Consider the following 20,607-nt stretch of genomic DNA (forward strand, 5'->3'; position numbering starts at 1 on the left):
CGCACTTAGGTCTCAATCCTTGCGCTTCGCCTTGGCCTTGGCGCGGAGCAGGGCGCGTTCGTCCTTGAGCTGCTCGGCGATCAGGAAGGCCAGTTCCAGCGACTGGGTGGCGTTGAGGCGGGGATCGCAGGCGGTCTGATAGCGGTCGCCCAGATCCTCCTCGGCGACGCCGGTCATGCCGCCGATGCATTCGGTGACGTCCTGGCCGGTCATCTCGAAATGCACGCCGCCGGCATGGCTGCCCTCGGCCTTGTGCACGGCGAAGAAGGCGCGGACCTCGGCCAGGATGGCGTCGAAGGGACGGGTCTTGTAGCCGCCCGCCGCCTTGATGGTGTTGGCGTGCATGGGGTCGCACGACCACACCACCTTGCGGCCCTCGCGCTCCACGGCGCGGATCAGGCCGGGCAGCACCTGCTCGACCTTTTCGGCGCCCATGCGGGTGATCACCGTGATGCGGCCCGATTCGTTCTCGGGATTGAGGCGGTCGATCAGGCGCAGCAGGTCGTCGGGGCTCATGCCGGGACCGGCCTTGAAGCCCAGGGGGTTCTTGACGCCGCGCAGGAACTCCACGTGGCCGGCGTCCATCTGGCGGGTGCGCTCGCCGATCCACAGCATGTGGGCGGAACAGTCGTACCAGTCGCCGGTGGTGGAATCGATGCGGGTCAGCGCCTGCTCGTAGGGCATCAGCAGCGCTTCGTGCGAGGTGAAGAAATCGGTCTCGCGCAGTTGCGGCGTGGTGTCCGAGGTCATGCCGCAGGCTTCCATGAAGGCCAGCGTCTCGTCCAGACGGTCGCACAGATCCTGGTAGCGGGCGGCCTGCAAGGTGCCGGCGACGCAGCCCAGCGTCCACTGGTGCACCTTATGCAGGTCGGCATAGCCGCCCTGGGCGAAGGCGCGCAGCAGGTTCAGCGTGGCGGCCGACTGGTTGTAGGCGCGGATCATGCGCAGGGGGTCGGGCACCCGGGCCTCGGCGGTGAATTCGCTGCCGTTGACGTTGTCGCCGCGATAGCTGGGCAGCGTCACGCCGTCGATGGTCTCGGTGTCGGCCGAGCGCGGCTTGGCGAACTGACCGGCCATGCGGCCCACCTTGACCACCGGCATGGCGGCGCCATAGGTCAGCACCACCGCCATCTGCAGCAGCACCCGGAAGGTGTCGCGGATATTGTTGGCGTGGAACTCGGCGAAGCTCTCGGCGCAATCGCCGCCCTGCAGCAGGAAGGCCTTGCCGTCGGCCACGTCGGCCAGGGACGCCTTCAGGCGCCGCGCCTCGCCGGCGAAGACCAGCGGGGGAAAGTTGCGCAAGCTTTCCTCGACCTCGGCCAGCTTGGCCGAATCGGGGTAGGTGGGAGCCTGATGGATCGGCTTTGCGCGCCAGCTTTCCGGCGACCAGTTCTCGGACATGGGACTTCAATCTCCTGACGCTTCGCGAGGTGCGAAACGGAAAAGTCGTTCTCTACCCGACGTTTCGTGCTTGGCGAAACCCAGGGCCGTTCTCTATACGACTCCGGGCGCTATATTTCCAGCCCGGACGACGAGATACGGCCATGAAAAATCCGAGGATCGAAATGAGCGGCACCGCCACCCACTGGCAGAATGTCTGGACGGCCAAGCAGCCGGAGGAGGTCTCCTGGCACCAGGATGATCCGGCCCCTTCCCTGGCCATGATCGCCGCCGCCGGCTTGCGCCGGGATGCGGCCATCATCGACGTGGGCGGCGGGGCCTCGGTGCTGGTGGACCGGCTGCTGGAGCGGGGCTACGTGCATGTGGCGGTGCTCGACATCGCCGAGGCGGCGCTGGGCCAGGCCGCCGAGCGCCTGGGACCGCTGGGTGACGACGTCACCTGGATCGAGGCGGACGTGCTGGCCTGGCGGCCGGTGCCCGGCCTGTTCGACCTGTGGCACGACCGCGCCGTGCTGCACTTTCTCACCGATCCCGGCGATCAGGCCCGCTATGTGGAGCAGATGAAGGCGGCGCTGGGACCCGAGGCCACGGTGATCCTCGCCACCTTCGCCCCCGAAGGGCCGGAGACATGCTCGGGCCTGCCCGTCCGCCGCCACGATGTCGCCAGCCTTTGCGCCCTGCTGGGACCGGAATTCCGTCTGGTGGAGGAGACGCGTCAGGACCACGTGACCCCGGCGGGCAAGGTTCAGGCGTTCCAGTGGGTGCGGTTCATCCGCAATCCTCCGTCCCGGCCGGACTGACCAGGGCGGTGGGCTGGAGGAGGGTGATCTTCCCCCGTCCGGTGGCGATCAGTCCCCGCGCCGCCATGCGGCTGGTCAGGCGGGCGACCACCTCGCGGGTGGTGCCGATATGGCCGGCGATCTCCTGCTGGGTCAGGCGCACCTCGCCCTTGCCCGAGGCGCGGACCACCAGGAAATTGCCCAGGCGCTGCTCCACCGTGCAGGCGTGGACCTGGTCCAGTTCGGCCATCAGCCGGAACACCAGGGTCGACAGGGTGCGCACGGTCAGGTCCTGGATCACCGGCTCGGTCTCGAACAGGGCGCGATAGAGGCGGCCGGGCACCACGGCGACAGTGGTGGGCTGCTCTTCCGTCTGGACCCAGGCGGGATAGAGCAGGTCGTTGAACAGGCTGTTCATGGCCAGGACGCAGGTCTCGCCCGGCCGGATAGGGTACAGCGTGGCTTCCTTGCCGCCGGGCAGCAGGGTGAAGACCCGCAGGCTTCCCTCCAGCACGAAATAGGCGCCGGAAACGTCCTGGCCCTTCTCGATGATGGTCTTGCCGGGCGGGAAGCGATAGGTCAGCGCGCCGCTTTCCAGCCTCTGGCGTCCCTGGGCCGACAGGTCGCGGAAGGTGGCGATACGGGTGATCTCCTTCATTCGGGCCCCCTTTCCCGATCAAGGCTGAGCCGTGCCAGCCTATCACTGGTCAGCCCCCGGAGAAACGCGGCGATATCGCGGATGTCGGCCTCGGAAAGGACCAGGCGCTCGACCACCTCGAACCGGCCGCCTTCCACGGACCAGGACGGCGTCTTGCCCAGCCGGCGGTCCTCGCTGAGGGTGGCGTTCAGTTGCGCGGTGGCCATGACGCGCACCGCCTCTTCCAACTCGCTGACCGAGCCGTTGTGGAAATAGGGCGCGGTCAGCGCCACGTTGCGCAGCGAGGGAATGCGCCAGAGGCCGTCCACCGATCCGGCCGGCGCCTTGCCCTTGTCCACCGTCAGGCCGTGGCGGCGGGCAGGGGCGGATCGGCTGGCCATCAGCGGGGCATAGGGGTTCTGCGGCCCCACCAGGGAGGCGCCGCTGAAATTGGGCCCCGAATGGCACATGACGCAGCCCACCGACTGGAACAGCCACATCCCCCGCTTCTGGGCGGGATCGAGCGCCTTGTCATCGCCCCGGACGAAGCGGTCATAGGGACTGTCATTGGTGACCAGGGTCCGCTCGAAGGCGGCGATGGCCTGGGTGATGCGCCGCATGGTGACGGGCGCGTCGTCGCCGAACGCTTCGGCGAAGGCTTCGCGGTAGGAGGGGCTGGCGCCGATGCGGGCCTCGATGGCGGCGGCGGACGGCATGCCCATCTCGTCGGGATTGAGCGGCGGCCCCATGGCCTGCTCTTCCAGCGATCCGGCCCGGCCGTCCCAGAACAGGCGCGACTGGAACGCCGCATTCCAGACCGTGGGGGCGTTGCGGCCTCCGACGATCCCCCGGATGCCCAGGGAGGTGGCGCGCCGGTCGCCGCCCGCCCCGCCCAGCAGGTCATGGCAACTGGCGCAGGAGACCGTGTGATCGAGCGACAGGTCCTTGTCGTGGAACAGCCGCTCGCCCAGGGCGACCTTGGCGGGGGTGGTGGGATTGTCGGGCGGCGACGGCACCACCGCCGGCAGGGCGCGCCAGGGATAGGGGCGGTCTCCGCCATCGGGTCCGGCGAGGAGCGGCCATTCGGTGCGGCCATCCTCCCGGACCGCCAGGGCCGGATCGGGCAGTAGCGGCGCGATGGTCTGCTCGGGGAACGATGACAGGGTCAGGATGATGGCCAGCTTGAGGGAAAAGGCGATGATTCCGACGCCCAGCGCCGCGCCCAGGAACCAGCGCCCGCCGCCGTCCAGGGGGCCGGGGCGGCCTCCGGCCGGGGCCAGATCCATGCGAACCAGCAAAAACAGGGCCGAGGTGGCGAAAAGGACCACCATGGCCCCGGTGCCCAGCACCTGGGATAGATCGGCGTTCATGGTCGTGGCTCCCCCGTGACGTTGCGGCAGCCATGGTAGCGCCGCCCAGGAGGGGGATCTGTATCCGAGGGTACAGACGGAAAACGGGGGCGTTTGTAGCTCCGGCTACAGAATCGCCATGGGGACCTGGCCTAGGGTCCCGGCATCGTTCCTTCGTCACAGGAGTTCCGACATGGAAAAGATGAAGATCTTCATGGATACCCATGATCAGGCCGACGGGACCTTTCCGGCGGGCATCACCTCCGAGCAGTTCGCGGCCTTCTTTGCCGGCTACCAGGAGGCCTGCCGCGAGGAAGGGGTCGTGCTGCTGCGGGTGGATGTGGGGCTGGAGGCCGGGCGGGCCTTCTGTCTCAGCATGGCGGTCGATGCGGAGGCGGTACGCCGCGCCCATGACCGGGTCGGGCTGCCCTATGCCTCCATCACGGAGGTCAAGGCGGCGACGCCCGGCAGCCTGTTCTTCAAGGCAGCGGCCGCCTGAGGCTTTGTCCTTTCCCCGGAAGGGCGGGCATGATCCCGCCCTTCTTCGGCAGATCTTCCCGCACTTGTCGTGATGCTCTATGCTGGCTGCGTGACATTGCGTATGGAGCGGGGGATACGCGTGCCGATGCGGAACACCGACGGATCAGCACTGTCCCGAAGGGTCTGGCAAACCGCCCTGGTGTTCGTGGCGTTTGTGGTCTCGTTTGCCGTCTATGTCTATGGCGAAAAGCAGATCGACCGGGCCAACGAGCAGCGACAGACCTCGTTCCGTCTGGCCGACCAGTTGCGGCAATCCTCCGACGATCTGACCCGCATGGTCCGCACCTATGTGACCATTGGGGATCCCCTTTTTAAGAAATCCTATCAGGACGTCCTCGATATCCGCGATGGGCGCCGGATTCGGCCCGAAAACTACGACAGCTTCTATTGGCATCTGACGCCGTCCCGACCCGAGTCGGTCGGCCCGCAAGGGGGCCGCGCCATCCCCCTTCTGGAACTGATGCGCAAGGCGGGGTTCACCGACGAGGAGTTTCTCCGCCTCAGCCAGGCCAAGTCCCTGTCGGATGCCCTGACGGCGCGGGAATTCGAGGCCATGCGCCTGATGGAGGAAGCCGGCCCCGAGGATGGCCAAGCCCGGCTGGCCGCCATCCGCATGCTTTTCGACGACGAGTATCGTCGGGCCAAGACGGGGATCATGAAGCCCATCAGCGAGTTCAACGAACTGGTGGAGGTGCGGACGCTGGCGGCGGTTCACCGGGCGGAAGACATCGCCTTCGTCCTGCGTCTGGTCTTCGTGGCCTTCGCGGCGGCAGTCGGAGCGCTGCTCTGGCTGACCTATGCCGAGGCCCGCTCCATCCTGGGCGGGACCGTGCAAGAGGTTCACGAGCGCATCACCCGGATCGGGCAGGGGGACTTTTCCGTGACCGGGACGCCGGCTTCCAAAGGGGCCGACAGCGTGCTGGCCGGGCTGGACAGCATGGCCGAACGCCTTGGCGCCATGCAGGCCGAACGCATCCGCGCCACGGCGGAGTTGAAGGACAAGAACGAGGCGCTGGAGCGGTCCAACGCCGATCTGGAGCAATTCGCCTATGTGGCGTCCCACGACCTCCAGACACCCTTGCGCAATGTGGTCAGCTATACCCAGCTCATCGAGCGCCGCTACCGGGGGCGCCTGGATTCCGATGCGGACGAATTCATCGGTTTCATCGTCGACAACACCAAGAAGATGACCCTGCTGATCCACGATCTGCTGGACTATTCGCGGGCGTCGCGCCAGACCGAGCCGCCGGAGCCCTGTTCGGCCGGCGCGGCCGTGGAGCAGGCTCTGGACAATCTCCGTCAGGACATGGAAACGGGCCATGTGGAGGTGCGGGTCGGCGCCCTGCCGGATGTGGAGGCGGTGCCCAGCCATCTGGTCAGCCTGTTCCAGAACCTGCTGGGCAACAGCATCAAATACCGCGCTCCGGATCGCGCCGCCTGGATTTCGGTGAGCGCCGAGCCGGCGGAAAACGGCTATTGGCGCTTTGCCGTGGCCGATAACGGCATCGGCATCGAGCCCCAGTACCACGAAAAGGTCTTCGAGATTTTCCAGCGCCTCAATCCGTCCGCCGAGACCGAGGGGACCGGCATCGGGCTGACCCTGTGCCGCCGGATCGTCCATCGCTTCGGCGGCGCCATCTGGGTGGAGTCCGAGCGGGAAGGCGGCACCACCATCTTCTTCACCTTGCGCGGGGCGTGACCGGCGTCAGGGGGCGGATTCGGCGTTGGCCTTGGCGGCGGCCGACATGAAATCGGCCAGCAGGCCGCGGCCCTCATCATCCAGGCGGGCGGTCAGGACCTCCGTCACCTTGGCCTGGGTGGCGGATTTGAAGGAGTCCCGCGCCTGGGGGGCGAGAGGCTGGACCGTCAGGCGGCGCCCAAGCCCGTCGGCGCCCCGCTCGGAATGGTCCAGCTTTCCGCTCAACTCGCGTCCGGCGGCGATGGCGCGGCGGGCGGCTTCGCGAACAGCCTGCTGTCCCTCGGGCGTCAGCGTCTCGAACGCCGCCCTGTTGTAGATCCACACATAGGGGGAATACAGGTGGTTGGTCAGGGTGGCATGGGTCTGGACGTGATGATAGCGCCGGCCCAGAACCACCGAGGGTGGATTCATCTGGCCGTCGATCACGCCCATCTCCAGCGCCTGGAACTCGTCGCGGGACGACACCTTGACCGGCACGGCGCCCAGCGCCCGGATCATGGTGTCCAGGGTCTCGTAGCCGGGAATGGTGCGGATCTTGAGCCCGGCCATGTCGGCGGGCCCGGCGATGGGACGGCGGGAATTGGTCAGGACATGCATGCCCCCGGCATCGGCGAAGCCCAGCACCACCAAGCCGGTGCGCCGTTCGATATCGGCGGCCAGCCTCTGGCCGAACTCGCCGTCATAGAGGGCATAGGCGGCCTGCGGCCGGTCCAGGGCGAAGGGCATGTTCGTCACCGCCATGGGCGGGTAGAGGGGAGCCAGCCCGCCGGCGGTCACCAGGGCGGAGTGAAGCACGCCCTTGGCCACCAGTCCCGCCATGTCGCGGTTTCCTCCCAACTGGCCGTCGGGGAACAGGGCGGCCTTCAGGCTGCCGCCGCTCAGTTCGTCCAAACTGCGGCGGAACTGCGAGGCGGCGGCGGCGGCGGGATCGACCGCGGCATCCTGGGGCTGGGAATGGGCCAGATGAACGCTGGTCTGGGCGAGGGCTTGCGGGCCGCCGAGCAGCACCAGCAGGAGAAAGGCGGCGAGGAGGCGATGGGGCATGGCCTATTTCTCGGCAAACTGAATGGCGAATTCGGCATGGCCGGGGTCGGCGGCGTTGGCCGCGGCGCGTGCCTGCAGCAACCGCCCGGCCTCGTCGTTGGAGTAGACCGCGCCATAGGCGCGGAACAGCTCCGCCGCCCTGGCCCAATCGCCGTCCACATAGGCGGAGAAGGCCTCGCGCCAGCGGGCGACCCGCGCCAGATCCTCGGGGCTGGCCGCGTGGGGCTGGCCTTCCAGCGCGCCCACCAGTTCGAACAGCAGGATGGGGATGCTGGTTCCCGAAGCGACCACCGGCCCCAGGGGGCGCAGGACGAACTGGTCGCGGACCACGTCCTCAACCTCGCCGGTGACCAGCATCTCGGTGCCGAAATGCTTGTTCAGGGATTCCACCCGCGAGGCCAGGTTCACCGCCGCGCCCAGGGCGGTGTATTGCATGCGGTCGCGGCACCCCACGTTTCCCGCCACCGCCATGCCGGTGTGGAGGCCGTAGCGGGTGGGCATGGGAGGGTAATTGTTGGCGATCAGCTCGGCATTGAGCCCCGCCGTGGCGGCCCGGCAGGCCAGCATGGCGCGGCAGGCGTGCAGCACGTGGTCGGGGTCGTGCTGGGGGGCGTTCCACAGCGCCATGACCGCGTCGCCGATGAACTTGTCCACGGTGCCGTTATGGGCGGCGATGGCGCCGGACATGCCTTCCAGATAGACGGACAGGTGATGCAGGACGTCCTCGGGCGCCATATCCTCGCTGGTGCGGGTGAAGCCCTTGATGTCGGTGAACAGGATGGTCAGCTCGCGCCGCTCGCCGCCGATCTCGGTGCTGGTGCCCGACTCGACGATGCGCCTGAGGATACCCTTGGGCACATAGGCGCCAAAGCTCCTCAGCGCGGCCTTCATGGTGGCAAGCCCCGCCGCCAGGGACTGAACCTCCACCACCGGGCTGTTTACCGTGATGTCGTGATCCAGTTCCAGCCTGCGGATGCGGTCGGCCTCGTCGGTCAGGGCCCGGATGGGGGTGGTCAGCAGGCTCGACGCCCAGACCACCGCGACGCTCGACAGCAGCAGGAAGCCTGCGCCGATCAGCAGGATCATGCCGCTGGCCTTGCGCAGGGGACCGACGAAGTCGGCCTCGGCGGCGATGACGCCGATGGTCCAGTTCTTGCCGAAGCTTTCGGGAAAGCGCGAGAACGCCACCAGATATTCGTCGCCGTCGGGACCCAGGGTGGCGCGGAAGCGGTCACCGGCTCCGGCGGCCCGCTTCCTGACCGCGCCGGCCAGGACGGGGTCGGAGAACTCCTCTGCCTTGGCGATCTCCACATGGCCGCCCTGCTGGACCAGGACGCGCTGGGGGTCGGGATATCCCAGCAGCCGCCCTTCCTCGTCCAGGATGAAGACCTGGCCGTTGTCGCCGATCCGGTGGTCGGCCAGCACTTTGGACAGGGTGTCGATGGACAGGTCGGCGCCGAAAACCGCGATGACCTGCCCGTCGTCGGTGGCCAGCTGGCGCGACAGGGTCAGGCCCGGACGCCCGATGCTGCTGAAGACATGCAGGCTGGAGGTGGCGATTTCGTTGGTTTTGAGCGCCGCCAGATACCAGGGCCGGTTGCGCGGGTCGTAAGTGGCCTTGGCCGCGCGCTCCAGCCCGACCACCTCGCCCCAATGGGTGATGTAGATCCAGTTGTCGACCCGCTCGTCATCCACCGTGTCGATGAAGCGCAGGGCGTAATTGGCGTTCGGCGGGGGATTGCGGCCCTTCAGCGTGATGCCCGAACCGGGAGGGGGAACCCGGATCACCTCGTAGAAGGCGCCGTCGCGGGCGAAGCCGAAGAACAGGGCGTAGATATCGGGGAACTTCTCCAGCGCCTCGACCAGCGGGCGCAGTCCTTCGACCCGGCGAATGGAATCGCCTTCCGCCTTGCCAAAAGCCACCGACAGGTCGGCCACCCGGCCCATGGGGCCCAGCAGCGAACCGACCCCGGACACCACGTCGGTGGTGGCGCTGTCCATGGCGTGTTCGGCCAGCTGGATGGCCAACTGGGAGTTCTGGCGATAGAGAACAGCGGTCATCAACGCCGTCAGCGGCAGCATGACGCTGAGGAACATGACGGTAATGCCGACCCGCAAGCGGATGCGGAATCCTTTCGGTGGCATCTCGCTCCCCCCTCTTCGCAGCGATTGCGATGCCTAAGTTATAGTACTATTTGCTGCGGCGCAAACGCCCGTTTCAGGGGAAGTATCAGAAGGCCTCGCCCCGTTCCGCCCGGTCCTGGGCGGCGGCCAATTCCGTTGCCAGCGCCTCGTCCCTGGGGCCTTCCCAACGGTCCAGGCTGACCAGATCGGCCAGGGGCAGGCGCTTGCGCCAGCCGCGTGTTTCCAGCTCGGGCTGGGCGAAGAAGTGGCTGACCTTGCCCAGGCAGAGATAGGCCACCGGCACCACCCGCTCGGGCAGGCCCAGGATGTCCTTCAGGGCCGGCTCGGAAATGATGGAGACCCAGCCGAGGCCCAGGCCCTCGGCGCGGGCCGCCAGCCAGAGATTCTCCACGGCGCAGACGGTGGAATAGAGGTCCATGGTGGGGATGTGGGTGCGGCCCAGAACCACCGGCCCCACCCGGTCACGATCGCAGGTGACGCAGATGTTGACCGGCGATTCCAGGATGCCTTCCAGCTTCAGCGAGCGGTAGGTGGCCTGGGCCTCGCCCTCGAACATGCGGGCGGCCTCGTCGTTGGCCTGGGCGAAGGCGTCCTTGATGCGGGCGCGGGTTTCGGGCGAGCGCACCAGGATGAAGCTCCAGGGCTGCATGAAGCCCACCGAGGGGGCATGGTGGGCGGCCACCAGGATGCGGGCCAGCACCTCGTCGGGAATGGGGTCGGGCAGGAACTGGCCGCGCACGTCGCGCCGCGACAGCAGCACCCGGTACAGCCCCAGCCTGTCCGCCTCGGTCAAGACGTCGTCGCCCTGGATGGCGGCGGCCCGATCTGTCATTCTTCGCTCCCTTTCCTCGCCCCGGCCCGGAGGCGGGGGTCACTTTAGCGCCACGATCTTCCATGACCAAGGATTGCGATCTCTGGGTATTCGGCTACGGCTCGCTGATGTGGCGGCCGGGCTTCGACGCCGACGAAGTCTGCCGTGCCGTCCTCGACGGCTGGCACCGCGATTTCTGCGTCTACTCCCGCCACTGGCGCGGTACGCCGGAACGTCCCGGCCTGGTGCTGGGCCTGGATGAAGGCGGCTCGTGCCGGGGCATGGCCTTCCGGGTCTGCGTGGAACGGGCGGCGGACGTGGTCGAATACCTCAACGAGCGCGAACTGGTCGGGTACGCCTATGTGGCCCGCTTTCTTCCCATCCGCCTTGACGATGGTCGTGTGGTCCAGGCCTATACCTTCGTGGCGGATAACGGCCATCACCATTATGCCGGGCAATTGCCGCTGGAGCAGGCGGCGGCCATCATCATGGATGCCGAGGGCCAGGGCGGGCTGAACCGCGATTACCTGATCAACACCATCCGCCAGTTGGAAAGCGACGGCTTCGCCGAGGCAGAGCTGCACGCCCTGCTGGTGGAGGTCGAGCGCCAGACCGGCATCATCGAGGCTGGCGCGGGGATTTAGGGAGCTTTCGCCAGGCTTTCCAGCTCGAGAAAGGGAAAATGCCCCGAGGCGAGCAGGGCATCCCGCACGCCGCGCCAGAATGGAATCTCGCGGATGATGGACTGGCCCCGGTCCGCGATCCGATCGCATTCACTCTTGTCGTAAGGGCGCAGGTGGCGCAGGCACGCCTCCACCAACTGGTCATAGGGGGCGGTGACGATGCCGCCGTCATACGGCGCATCGCTGGATTCCTCGGAAATGACGAAGCGGTGGTTTGTCAGCAGATAGGACAGGCGCACCTGTTCCATGACCTGTCCTTCCAACTGGTGAATGTTGATCACCGCCTTGGCATTGGCGATGTGGTTGTCGCGATTGGGGCCGAACAGGCCCATGCGCCTCTCCACCTTGAGGCCGGCGCCGGACAGGGCATCGAGCAGAATCTGCCGCCGTTCGGTCATGTTGCCGTAAAACAGGACATCGATTTCCTTGCGCGGGAGGTCCGGGATGCGCTCCAGGACGGGATCGTGGCCCACCGGGACATGGACCACGTTGGAAAGCCCCAGTGATTTCAGCACCGCTACATTGGTCGGCGAATAGTCCCAGACCATGTGGGCGCGGCGCAGGATTTCCAGATAGTCCGGATTCATCTCGAGGATGCCTCCGGCCGTCAGGGATTCCAGTTGGAATACCGCGGTCTTGGCCAGCAGGTGCGGGGGAAAGGCCCCTTTCTTCATGAAGGCCACATGACCGACGAGGATGTTGTAGGCGTGATGGTCGTAGGTGTTCACCGAGTACCGGTGCGGGACGCCAAGGCGGCAAAAGCTGCTGCGCATGGCATCGATGACTTCCTCGAAAATGGGGGCGTACTCGTTGAAGGCATAGTGGAAAATATTGATCGGCATGCTTCCCCGCGCGCGGCTCATGTTCAAGGAACAGCCCCGTTATAGCTTGCGTTTGCCTGGCAGGCGACTCCGGTCGGCGTCCTACCGGCAGTGCCGTCGGTCTTCGGACTGCGTCGAATCGCCCCATTCCAGGCTGATGCGGAAGGCCCGGCAGATACGGCCGTCGCGGGGAAGCTGCTCCACGGTGCCGTTCAGGTCTCCGTGCTGCCACTTGACCTTCCGGCCGGGGGCATCCCAGGCGACCTCGATTGCGGACATCACGGCCCATTCTGCCTTGGCGGGAATGAAGGCCGGGACGGTGAAGACGGCCCGGACTTCCTGAGCTTCGATTTCCTTGCCGCGCGGCAGGGAAGGCCCCGAGCCGACCTGCTCGGAAACCAGCGCGATGAGCAAAATGGCCGCCAGTCCCGCAGTGGCCAGCCACCCGGTCCGTCCCGCGCTTTTGTTTGGCCGGCGGGCGTTCGGGGCCGCCATGGCCGACAACGCCAGTTCCATTTCAACGCGCAAATCCACCGGCAGGGCTTTGGTGGACGATGGGTTGTCGTTCATGGCCCGCATCACCCATTCGCCCAGGCGGCGGAGATCGGAGCTGACCAGAACCCGGCGCTCCGCCGAGGCCAGATCAATTCCAGGGGTGTGGCCGGGCGTGTTGTCGGGCAGGACATGCAGCAGGCCACGCCCCCACTCCTCCGGCCGGAGGCTGCCGGCCGGCAGGGACAGCAGCAGCCGCGTCTCCAGGGCATCGGCCGCATGCTGCAAGGCATCGGCGGGGTAGGCGCCGATGAAATATCCGTCGTCGCCGCGGTGGGTCCACACCACTCCGGGGGCGGGCGGCGAGAGGATGTCGAGAATCCCGCCGGTCACCGCCATATGGACCAGGCCCCGGGGGCCGAGGACGACGAAGTCGGGCAGGGACCCGTCGGAGCGGCCAGGGAAGGCGAAGACAGTGCAATCGTCGGGCAACTGGTCGCGCAATTCGGCCCAGACGCGCCGTTTCGCGTCCAGGCGGCGCCCCCCGAAACCGTCGACTCTGTCCGGAACCACGTTGGCCACGGTTGCACGCCCTCCCACGATGCGCGCAGGAGAATGCATAAACAATCATCAGAAGAAAAGATGTTATTTAAGGAGTCTTAATCGGCGGGTCCGATGTCAGGTCATGGGGCGTTCAAGATGCAGGATGAAGCGGCAAAGCGCCTCATGGTCCGCATCGCTCCACCGTGCCCTGACCTGGGCGGGGTCGGCGTGGGCCAGCGCTCCCAGATCGGCGAAAAGGGCGCGCATCAGGGCGGCGAAGGCGCTCTCGTTCAGCTGCCAGTGCTCGTCCCGGGCGCCGACCTGGGCGGGCGTGAGGTGGGAATTGACCAGGGTCATGAACCACACCCGGCGCTTCTTGAAATCCGCGAAGGCGTGAACCACCACCATCAGAACATCGTCGATCAGCCGGGCCGCCTCGGGATCGGCATGGATGGCGCGCCAGTCGTGCCCGCCGCCGCCGCCCGGGTGGCGGTCCAGGATGGCGGTGGAGCGACGGCGGCACTGCTCGAACTGGGTGGGGCCGATCATCTTGTCCATGGCCATGTGGAAGCCGGGGATCATCCGGCGCGACAGGATGCCTTCGCCACCCTCGTCGCCGCTGCGGGGCGGAAAGAGGTGGGCGAAGCGGCGCATCAGGATGCGCTCGAACGGCTGTTCGCGGGCTCCCTCCCATTGCTGCGCGGCGCGGCTTTGGGTGCAGTCGTTCCAGGCCCGCTGGTAATAGGCCTTGAAGCGGGTCTGCTCGGACTCGACGAAGCGCCGGGCCAGGGCGCGGATCTGGCTGGCGGTCAGGCTGCCGCCGGCCTTGGCCGCCTCCACCTCCAGTCTCGTCGCGAAATGCCCGACCATGGTGGCTCCCACCCCCTGGCAGCATTGGGGCTCGGCCTCGGGCTGATCCTGTGGCGGCGGACGTCGGGCTGACATGACAAGAGCATAGCGCGCCCCAACCCGACAGTGAACCGACTCTCGCTCTTGCCGGAGCAAGGTGGTCAAATGGGAGGCCTCGCAATGGAGATGTCCCCGCCATGTTCGACCGGCTGAAATCCATGACCCGCGTGGTCAACGTGTTCGAGGACGAGTATTACCGTCCCGCGCCGCCGGACTGGCTGGCGGTGGCCACCGACGTGCAAGGGTCGACGGTGGCGGTGGAGGCGGGCAAGCAAAAGACGGTCAATTTCGTCGGGGCCTCGGCCATCGCGGCCCTGCGCAATCTTTGCGCCCCCATGGACCTGCCGTTTCAGTTCGGCGGCGATGGGGCCATGGCCCTGGTGCCGCCTCAATTCGCCGAGCGGGCGCGGGTGGAACTGGCGCGGGCCCGCGGCTTCGCCCGGCGCGAGTTCGGCATCTCGCTGCGGGTGGGGGCCGTGCCGGTGGCCACGGTGACCGAGGCGGGCGGCACCATTCTGGTGGGGCGCTACGAGCCTTCGCCCGGCAATCCCTTCGGCATGTTTTCCGGCGGCGGCATGGGATTGCTGGAAGAGGCCGTGAAGGAACGCGGCCATCCGGATCTGGCGCGGCTGTCGCGGATTCCCGAGGAATTGGACGATGGCGAGTTTCCCGATCTGACCGGGTTGTCCTGCCGTTGGGAGCCTCTGGGCACCCAACGCGGCGCGGTGATCGCCCTGTTGGTTGTCGGCGACAGGGACCACTGTCGCCTGTATCGGGATCTGTGCCGGCTGTCCGACAGCGAGGCCGAGGGGCTCAAGATCGCCTCACGCGAAAATCTCAAGCCCGGCTGGCCGGGCGAGAGCACCATGATCGAGGCCCGCCTGGGGCGGGGGCGTGGTGGAGTCTGGCGCCGCTGGCTGGACGTGGCGGCCCAGACCATTCTGGTCAAGCTTCTGTGCACGCTGGGGCTCTCCCTGGGCGGCTTCGATCCCAGGCGCTATCCCGAGGAGGTGATCACCAACACCGCCTTCGTCAAGCACGACGATACCCTGGCGGTGGTGTTCGACTGCCCGTCCGACCGCGTCGACGGGCTGCGGGCCTATCTGGACGAGCGCGAGGCACGGGGCGAATTGCGCTACGGCCTGCAGATTTCCGACGTGGCCCTGATGGTCTGTCTGGTGGGGAACTTGAGCGAAGGGCGGCACGTCCACTTCATGGATGGAGGCGACGGCGGCTACACCATGGCGGCAAAGCGGTTGAAGGCGGCGGCAGGGGCGCGTTGACAGGGCCAAATCGCCTCCCTAGTGTGCCTATATATTGTTCACAGGGGCCGAAACGCCAAATGTCCGACACGCTCTCCATCGCCCTTGCCCAGATCAATCCCGTGGTCGGCGACATCGCCGGCAACATGGCGCTCATCCGGGCCGCCCGTGCCGAGGCCCAGGTCCTTGGGGCCGATCTGGTGGTGTTCGGGGAGCTGACGCTCTGCGGCTACCCGCCCGAGGATCTGGTGCTGAAGGGCGCGTTCCTCGACGCCTGCGAGGCGGCGGTGGAGGAGTTGGCCGCCGAGACGGAAGGCGGCCCGGCCCTGCTGGTCGGCGCGCCCTGGCGGGTCAAGGACAGGCTGCACAACGCCGCCCTGCTGCTCGATCACGGCCGCGTCGCCGCCACCCGGTTGAAGCACCACCTGCCCAATTACGGCGTGTTCGACGAGATCCGGGTGTTCCAGCCCGGTCCGGCGCCGGGTCCGGTGTCGTTTCGCGGCGTGCGCCTGGGCATCATGATCTGCGAGGACATGTGGTACGCCGACGTGGCCGAGACCCTGGGCGAGAGCGGCGCCGAGATCCTGGTGGTGCCCAACGGCTCGCCCTACGAGATGGACAAGCCCACCAAGCGCCTCGACCACGCCCGCGCCCGGGTGGAAGAGACCGGCCTGCCGCTGATCTACGTCAATCAGGTGGGGGGCCAGGACGAGCTGGTGTTCGACGGCGCGTCCTTCGTGCTGGACAGCGATGGCGCCACCGCCGCCTCCATCGCCCCCTGGCAAAGCCAGGTCATCCTCACCCGTTGGACGCGCGGGTCCGGCGGCTGGCGCTGCGACGGACCCAAGGCGCCGCCCGTATCGCGTCTGGAGGGGGTGTATCAGGCGCTGGTCACCGGCCTGCGCGATTACGTGGGCAAGAACCGCTTTCCCGGCGTGGTGCTGGGCTTGTCGGGCGGCATCGACAGCGCCATCTGCGCCGCCATCGCCGCCGACGCCCTGGGGCCGGACAAGGTGTGGTGCGTGATGATGCCGTCGCCCTACACTTCGGAGGAAAGCCTGGAGGATGCGGCGGAATGCGCCCGCCTGCTGGGGGTGCGGCTCGACACCGTCAATATCGGCCCGGCCATGGGCGCCTTCGAGACCATGCTGGCGCCGCTGTTCGCGGGCAAGGATGCCGACATCACGGAAGAGAACCTGCAATCGCGCTCGCGCGGGCTGACCCTGATGGGGATTTCCAACAAGTTCGGCCCCATGGTGCTGTCCACCGGCAACAAGAGCGAGATGTCGTGCGGCTACGCCACCCTCTACGGCGACATGTGCGGCGGCTACGCGGTGCTGAAGGACGTCTACAAGACCACCGTCTTCGCCCTGTCGTCCTGGCGCAACGGCCAGCGTCCGCCGGGCTGCCTGGGGCCGCAAGGCCGGGTGATGCCCGACCGGGTGATCACCAAGCCGCCCTCGGCCGAACTCAAGCCCGACCAGAAGGACCAGGATACCCTGCCGCCCTATGACGAGCTGGACGCCATGCTCGAAGCCATGATCGAGGACGAGAAGAGCGTCGCCGAGATCGTCGCCGCCGGATATGACGAGGCCGTGGTGCGCCGGGTCTGGCGCATGCTCGACCGCGCCGAATACAAGCGCCGCCAGGCCCCGCCCGGGGTCAAGATCACCTCGCGCTCGTTCGGCAAGGACCGCCGCTATCCCATCACCAACGCCTTCACCGCCCTCATATGACACGGGGACTCGGATGACCCGGCATGTCCATGACCTGACCCCCTGGCGGCATGGCCACCAGTATTTCAGCGGCGGAGAGGCGGCGGCGGAACGGCGGACCCTGATCGTCGTCGCCCTGACCGTGGTCATGATGGTGGCGGAAATCACCGCCGGGACCCTGTTCAACTCCATGGCCCTGCTGGCCGACGGCTGGCACATGTCCACCCATGCCGGGGCGCTGGGCATCGCCGCCTTCGCCTATGGCTTCGCCCGGCGCCACGCCGAGGACGGGCGCTTCACCTTCGGCACTGGCAAGGTGGGCGTGCTGGGCGGCTTTGCCAGCGCCATCGTCCTTGGCATGGTCGCCTTGCTGATGGTGTGGGAATCGGCGTCGCGTCTGCGCGAGGTTCAGACCATCGGCTTCGACGAGGCCCTGTGGGTGGCGGTGATCGGCCTGGTGGTCAATCTGGTCAGCGCCCTCATCCTGGGCGGCGATGGTCACACTCATGACCACTCCCATGACCATGGCCACGATCATCATCACGACCACAACCTGCGGGCCGCCTATGTCCATGTGGTGGCCGACGCGGTGACTTCGGTGCTGGCCATCGTCGCCTTGCTGTTCGGCAAGTATCTGGGCTGGTGGTGGATGGACCCCATGATGGGGCTGGTGGGCGCGGCGGTGATCGCCAAATGGTCCTGGGGCCTGATGGCCGAGACCGGGGCGGTGCTGCTTGACCACAGCGGCGACGGCAGTCTGGAGCAGGAGGTGCGCGCCGCCATCGAAGGCGACGCCGACAACCGGCTGGCCGATCTTCACCTGTGGCGGGTGGGCGCGGGCCACTGGGCGGCCATCGTCTCCATCGTCACCCATCAGCCGCAGCCGCCGGATTATTACAAGCGCCTGCTCGCCCCGGTGCACGAACTCAGCCACGTCACTGTGGAGATTTTGCCCTGCGTCGGCGAGGCGAAGTCCTAGAGCCTTGTTGCCGCCTCTTGCCGAATGGTATAGGGGGTTAGCGAAACACGCTGTTTTTCAATGGATTGACATGACTTCTCCCGTCGTTCGCTTTGCCCCCAGCCCCACCGGCCTGCTGCATGTGGGCAATGCCCGCGTTGCGCTGCTCAACCGGCTGTTCGCCAAGGCCCATGGCGGAAGCTTCATCCTGCGCCTGGACGACACCGACCTGGAGCGCTCGCGGCCTGAATTCGCCGAGGCGATTCTGGACGATCTGCGCTGGCTGGGCCTGGATTGGGACCGGCTGGAGCGGCAGTCGGCCCGGCTGGACGCTTATGCCGCCGCCGCCGAACGTCTCAAGGTTTCGGGCCGGGTTTACGCCTGCTACGAGACCCCGGACGAGTTGGAACTTCGGCGCAAGGTGCAGTTGGGGCGCGGCCTGCCGCCGGTCTATGACCGCGCCGCCCTGAAGCTTGCCCCCGACGAGATCGCCCGCCTCGAGGCCGAGGGGCGCCGGCCCCACTGGCGCTTCAAGCTGGAGCTGGAAGACGTGCGCTGGGACGATTGCGTGCGCGGCCCCAGCCATTATCACGGCGGCAATCTGTCCGACCCGGTGCTGATCCGGGGCGACGGCTCGTTCCTCTACACCCTGCCCAGCGTGGTCGACGACATCGAGTTCGGCGTCACCCACATCATCCGGGGCGAGGACCACGTCACCAACACCGCGCCGCAGATCCAGCTGTTCCAGGCCCTGGGCGCCGTGCCGCCGGCCTTTGCCCATCTGCCGCTGCTGACCGGCGCGACGGGCGAGGGGCTGTCCAAGCGGCTGGGCTCGGGCTCGTTGAAGGATTTGCGCGCCACCGGCATCCATCCCATGGCGCTGAATTCCCTGCTGGCCAAGCTGGGCAGTTCGGATGCCATCGACATCCGCCACACCCTGGCCGAGCTGGAGGCGGAGTTCGCCTGGGACAAGTTCGGGCGCGGCACGCCGAAATTCGATTCCGCCGAGCTGGAGCGCCTGGACGCCCGGCTGATGCACACCGCGAGTTTCGCCGAGGTGCGCGACCGCCTGGGAATCGACGGGGCCGACGAGGAATTCTGGCTGGCGGTGCGGCCCAATCTCAACCATTTGGCCGAGGCCGAGGCGTGGTGGGCCATTTGCCGCCAGGATCTCACCCCGGTGATCGAGGACGGGGAGTTCACCCGCGCTGCCGCCGCCCTGCTGCCCGACGGCGCCTGGGACCACGCCACCTGGGGCGCCTGGACCGAAACGGTGAAGCAGGCCACCGGCCGCAAGGGCAAGGCGCTGTTCCACCCGTTGCGTCTGGCGCTGACCGGGCGCGAGAATGGACCCGAGCTGAAGACTCTGCTACCTCTCATCGGCCACGACCGGGCAAGGGCGCGGCTGATGGGCGAGATCGCCTAGGGGAGATGGTTCCGTGCCGCTGGTTCTCTACAATACCCTGACCCGCACCAAGGACGTGTTCGAGCCGTTGGTTCCCGGCCATGTGGGCATGTATGTCTGCGGCCCCACGGTCTATGACCGCGCCCATATCGGCAATGCCAGGCCGGTGATCGTCTTCGACGTGCTCTATCGCCTGCTGAAGACGCTGTATCCGTCGGTGCGCTATGTGCGCAACATCACCGACGTGGATGACAAGATCAATGCGCGGGCCAAGGAAAGCGGCGAGCCCATCTCGGCCATCACCGAGCGCACCACCGCCATGTTCCACGAGGATATCGGCGCCCTGAACTGCCTGCTCCCCGACGTGGAGCCCCGCGCCACCGCCCATATCACCCAGATGATCGCCATGATCGAGCGGCTGATCGCCAAGGGCTTCGCCTATGCCGCCGAGGGACATGTGCTGTTCGCCGTCGGCGCCATGGCTGATTACGGCGCGCTGTCGCGCCGCTCCTCCGACGAGATGATCGCCGGCGCCCGCGTCGAGGTGGCGCCCTACAAGAAGGACCCCGGCGACTTCGTGCTGTGGAAGCCGTCGTCCGACGACCTGCCGGGCTGGGACTCGCCCTGGGGCCGGGGGCGGCCCGGCTGGCATATCGAGTGCTCGGCCATGAGCCTGCAGCATCTGGGCGAGACCTTCGACATCCATGGCGGCGGCCAGGATCTGGTCTTCCCCCACCACGAGAACGAGATCGCGCAAAGCACCTGCGCCAACGGCAAGCCCTTCGCCCGCTTCTGGCTGCACAACGGCTGGCTGATGGTGGAAGGCGAGAAGATGTCCAAGTCGCTGGGCAACTTCTTCACCGTGCGCGACCTGCTGGACCAGGCGCCGGGCGAGGCGATCCGCCTAGCCATGCTGACCACCCATTACCACCAGCCCTTCGACTGGACGGCGGACGGGTTGAAGCAGGCCAAGGCGACGCTGGACCGCCTTTACACCGCGCTGCGCGGCGTCGCCGACATCGACGCCAACGGCTATGAGGGCGAGGCGCCGCTGGAAGTGCTGGCCGCCCTGAAGGACGACCTCAACACGCCGCTGGCCATCAGCCATCTGCACGAACTGGCCGGGGCGCTGAACAAGGCGACCGGGCTGGAGGACAAGGCGCGCCGCAAGGGGGCGCTGCTGGCCTCGGGGCATCTGCTCGGCCTGCTCTACCAGGACCCGGAGGCGTGGTTCAAGGGCACCGGCGCTGCCGATGGCCCCTCCGACGCCGAGATCGAGGCGGCCATCACCGCCCGTGCCGAGGCCCGCAAGTCCCGGAACTTCGCCGAGGCCGACCGCATCCGCCAGGATCTGGCGGCCAGGGGCGTGGTCCTCGAGGATGGGGCCGGCGGCACCACCTGGAAGCGGGGCTAG

Annotated in this window: 18 protein-coding genes; 9 read left to right on the forward strand and 9 right to left on the reverse strand. The window is 67.4% G+C overall.

Going from position 1 to position 20,607, the window contains the following annotated elements:
- Positions 1 to 12: 12 nt before the first annotated feature.
- Positions 13 to 1,401, reverse strand: coding sequence for a class II 3-deoxy-7-phosphoheptulonate synthase (locus tag AMB_RS06190; RefSeq protein ID WP_011383631.1), 1,389 nt, complete (start codon positions 1,399 to 1,401; stop codon positions 13 to 15).
- A gap of 143 nt (positions 1,402 to 1,544) precedes the next feature.
- On the opposite strand from AMB_RS06190, the gene AMB_RS06195 reads away from it, so the two are divergent.
- Positions 1,545 to 2,201: a class I SAM-dependent methyltransferase gene (locus AMB_RS06195; RefSeq protein ID WP_011383632.1), complete on the forward strand. Its 657-nt coding sequence runs from the start codon at positions 1,545 to 1,547 to the stop codon at positions 2,199 to 2,201.
- Here the strand turns inward: AMB_RS06195 and AMB_RS06200 are convergent.
- Both AMB_RS06200 and AMB_RS06205 read right to left on the reverse strand, forming a co-directional pair.
- Entirely contained in the window at positions 2,170 to 2,838 is a 669-nt protein-coding gene (locus AMB_RS06200) for a Crp/Fnr family transcriptional regulator (RefSeq protein ID WP_011383633.1), read from the reverse strand. The two genes, AMB_RS06195 and AMB_RS06200, sit on opposite strands and share 32 nt — an antisense overlap.
- Positions 2,835 to 4,187, reverse strand: a complete 1,353-nt coding sequence (locus AMB_RS06205) for a cytochrome-c peroxidase (protein ID WP_011383634.1) — start codon at positions 4,185 to 4,187, stop codon at positions 2,835 to 2,837. Before AMB_RS06205 ends, AMB_RS06200 begins: the two co-directional genes overlap by 4 nt.
- A 172-nt stretch (positions 4,188 to 4,359) precedes the next feature.
- On the opposite strand from AMB_RS06205, the gene AMB_RS06210 reads away from it, so the two are divergent.
- Together AMB_RS06210 and AMB_RS06215 are read left to right on the forward strand one after the other, a co-directional pair.
- Entirely contained in the window at positions 4,360 to 4,665 is a 306-nt protein-coding gene (locus AMB_RS06210; protein WP_011383635.1) for a DUF4242 domain-containing protein, read from the forward strand.
- A gap of 126 nt (positions 4,666 to 4,791) precedes the next feature.
- A complete protein-coding gene (locus AMB_RS06215; protein ID WP_231848999.1) occupies positions 4,792 to 6,405 on the forward strand; it encodes a sensor histidine kinase in 1,614 nt (537 codons plus the stop codon).
- 6 nt (positions 6,406 to 6,411) lie between these two features.
- On the opposite strand, the gene dctP is transcribed toward AMB_RS06215, so the two are convergent.
- The 3 genes from dctP to bluB form a co-directional block, all read right to left on the reverse strand.
- Positions 6,412 to 7,449, reverse strand: a complete 1,038-nt coding sequence (gene dctP, locus AMB_RS06220; protein ID WP_011383637.1) for a TRAP transporter substrate-binding protein DctP — start codon at positions 7,447 to 7,449, stop codon at positions 6,412 to 6,414.
- 3 nt (positions 7,450 to 7,452) lie between these two features.
- On the reverse strand, positions 7,453 to 9,594 hold the full coding sequence (locus AMB_RS23255; RefSeq protein ID WP_011383638.1) for a cache domain-containing protein: 2,142 nt from the start codon (positions 9,592 to 9,594) through the stop codon (positions 7,453 to 7,455).
- Positions 9,595 to 9,679: 85 nt separating this feature from the next.
- Entirely contained in the window at positions 9,680 to 10,426 is a 747-nt protein-coding gene (gene bluB / locus AMB_RS06230) for a 5,6-dimethylbenzimidazole synthase (protein ID WP_011383639.1), read from the reverse strand.
- Between the two features lie 62 nt (positions 10,427 to 10,488).
- Here bluB and AMB_RS06235 point away from each other — a divergent pair, with 62 nt between their 5' ends.
- Positions 10,489 to 11,049 (forward strand): gamma-glutamylcyclotransferase, encoded by a 561-nt coding sequence (locus AMB_RS06235; protein WP_043743585.1) that lies wholly within the window; start codon positions 10,489 to 10,491, stop codon positions 11,047 to 11,049.
- On the opposite strand, the gene AMB_RS23260 is transcribed toward AMB_RS06235, so the two are convergent.
- The 3 genes from AMB_RS23260 to AMB_RS06250 form a co-directional block, all read right to left on the reverse strand.
- Positions 11,046 to 11,930 (reverse strand): hypothetical protein, encoded by an 885-nt coding sequence (locus AMB_RS23260; protein WP_050750647.1) that lies wholly within the window; start codon positions 11,928 to 11,930, stop codon positions 11,046 to 11,048. The genes AMB_RS06235 and AMB_RS23260 overlap by 4 nt on opposite strands.
- 81 nt (positions 11,931 to 12,011) lie before the next feature.
- Positions 12,012 to 12,983 (reverse strand): hypothetical protein, encoded by a 972-nt coding sequence (locus AMB_RS06245; protein WP_231849000.1) that lies wholly within the window; start codon positions 12,981 to 12,983, stop codon positions 12,012 to 12,014.
- A gap of 96 nt (positions 12,984 to 13,079) precedes the next feature.
- Positions 13,080 to 13,814: a hypothetical protein gene (locus tag AMB_RS06250; protein ID WP_231849001.1), complete on the reverse strand. Its 735-nt coding sequence runs from the start codon at positions 13,812 to 13,814 to the stop codon at positions 13,080 to 13,082.
- Positions 13,815 to 13,990: 176 nt separating this feature from the next.
- Between AMB_RS06250 and AMB_RS06255 the strand changes: the two genes are divergently transcribed.
- The 5 genes from AMB_RS06255 to cysS all read left to right on the forward strand — a co-directional run bounded on the left by AMB_RS06255 (position 13,991) and on the right by cysS (position 20,607).
- Positions 13,991 to 15,136: a DUF3095 domain-containing protein gene (locus AMB_RS06255; RefSeq protein WP_011383644.1), complete on the forward strand. Its 1,146-nt coding sequence runs from the start codon at positions 13,991 to 13,993 to the stop codon at positions 15,134 to 15,136.
- Positions 15,137 to 15,195: 59 nt separating this feature from the next.
- The gene (locus tag AMB_RS06260) at positions 15,196 to 16,851 is read left to right on the forward strand and encodes an NAD+ synthase (RefSeq protein WP_011383645.1); all 1,656 of its coding nucleotides are present in this window, start codon (positions 15,196 to 15,198) and stop codon (positions 16,849 to 16,851) included.
- Between the two features lie 13 nt (positions 16,852 to 16,864).
- Entirely contained in the window at positions 16,865 to 17,809 is a 945-nt protein-coding gene (dmeF, locus tag AMB_RS06265; protein WP_011383646.1) for a CDF family Co(II)/Ni(II) efflux transporter DmeF, read from the forward strand.
- A gap of 70 nt (positions 17,810 to 17,879) precedes the next feature.
- Positions 17,880 to 19,214 (forward strand): glutamate--tRNA ligase, encoded by a 1,335-nt coding sequence (gene gltX / locus AMB_RS06270; protein WP_011383647.1) that lies wholly within the window; start codon positions 17,880 to 17,882, stop codon positions 19,212 to 19,214.
- 13 nt (positions 19,215 to 19,227) lie between these two features.
- Positions 19,228 to 20,607, forward strand: coding sequence for a cysteine--tRNA ligase (gene cysS, locus AMB_RS06275; protein WP_011383648.1), 1,380 nt, complete (start codon positions 19,228 to 19,230; stop codon positions 20,605 to 20,607).

Source organism: Paramagnetospirillum magneticum AMB-1, assembly GCF_000009985.1.
Classification (GTDB): Bacteria; Pseudomonadota; Alphaproteobacteria; order Rhodospirillales; family Magnetospirillaceae; genus Phaeospirillum; species Phaeospirillum magneticum.

What these genes read in the sequence shown, in the direction of transcription:
- AMB_RS06190 (WP_011383631.1), bottom strand. Translation starts at nt 1,401, where the DNA reads ATGTCCGAGAACTGGTCGCCGGAAAGCTGGCGCGCAAAGCCGATCCAT.
- AMB_RS06195 (WP_011383632.1), top strand. Translation starts at nt 1,545, where the DNA reads ATGAAAAATCCGAGGATCGAAATGAGCGGCACCGCCACCCACTGGCAG.
- AMB_RS06200 (WP_011383633.1), bottom strand. Translation starts at nt 2,838, where the DNA reads ATGAAGGAGATCACCCGTATCGCCACCTTCCGCGACCTGTCGGCCCAG.
- AMB_RS06205 (WP_011383634.1), bottom strand. Translation starts at nt 4,187, where the DNA reads ATGAACGCCGATCTATCCCAGGTGCTGGGCACCGGGGCCATGGTGGTC.
- AMB_RS06210 (WP_011383635.1), top strand. Translation starts at nt 4,360, where the DNA reads ATGGAAAAGATGAAGATCTTCATGGATACCCATGATCAGGCCGACGGG.
- AMB_RS06215 (WP_231848999.1), top strand. Translation starts at nt 4,792, where the DNA reads ATGCGGAACACCGACGGATCAGCACTGTCCCGAAGGGTCTGGCAAACC.
- dctP (WP_011383637.1), bottom strand. Translation starts at nt 7,449, where the DNA reads ATGCCCCATCGCCTCCTCGCCGCCTTTCTCCTGCTGGTGCTGCTCGGC.
- AMB_RS23255 (WP_011383638.1), bottom strand. Translation starts at nt 9,594, where the DNA reads ATGCCACCGAAAGGATTCCGCATCCGCTTGCGGGTCGGCATTACCGTC.
- bluB (WP_011383639.1), bottom strand. Translation starts at nt 10,426, where the DNA reads ATGACAGATCGGGCCGCCGCCATCCAGGGCGACGACGTCTTGACCGAG.
- AMB_RS06235 (WP_043743585.1), top strand. Translation starts at nt 10,489, where the DNA reads ATGACCAAGGATTGCGATCTCTGGGTATTCGGCTACGGCTCGCTGATG.
- AMB_RS23260 (WP_050750647.1), bottom strand. Translation starts at nt 11,930, where the DNA reads ATGCCGATCAATATTTTCCACTATGCCTTCAACGAGTACGCCCCCATT.
- AMB_RS06250 (WP_231849001.1), bottom strand. Translation starts at nt 13,814, where the DNA reads ATGGTCGGGCATTTCGCGACGAGACTGGAGGTGGAGGCGGCCAAGGCC.
- AMB_RS06255 (WP_011383644.1), top strand. Translation starts at nt 13,991, where the DNA reads ATGTTCGACCGGCTGAAATCCATGACCCGCGTGGTCAACGTGTTCGAG.
- AMB_RS06260 (WP_011383645.1), top strand. Translation starts at nt 15,196, where the DNA reads ATGTCCGACACGCTCTCCATCGCCCTTGCCCAGATCAATCCCGTGGTC.
- dmeF (WP_011383646.1), top strand. Translation starts at nt 16,865, where the DNA reads ATGACCCGGCATGTCCATGACCTGACCCCCTGGCGGCATGGCCACCAG.
- gltX (WP_011383647.1), top strand. Translation starts at nt 17,880, where the DNA reads ATGACTTCTCCCGTCGTTCGCTTTGCCCCCAGCCCCACCGGCCTGCTG.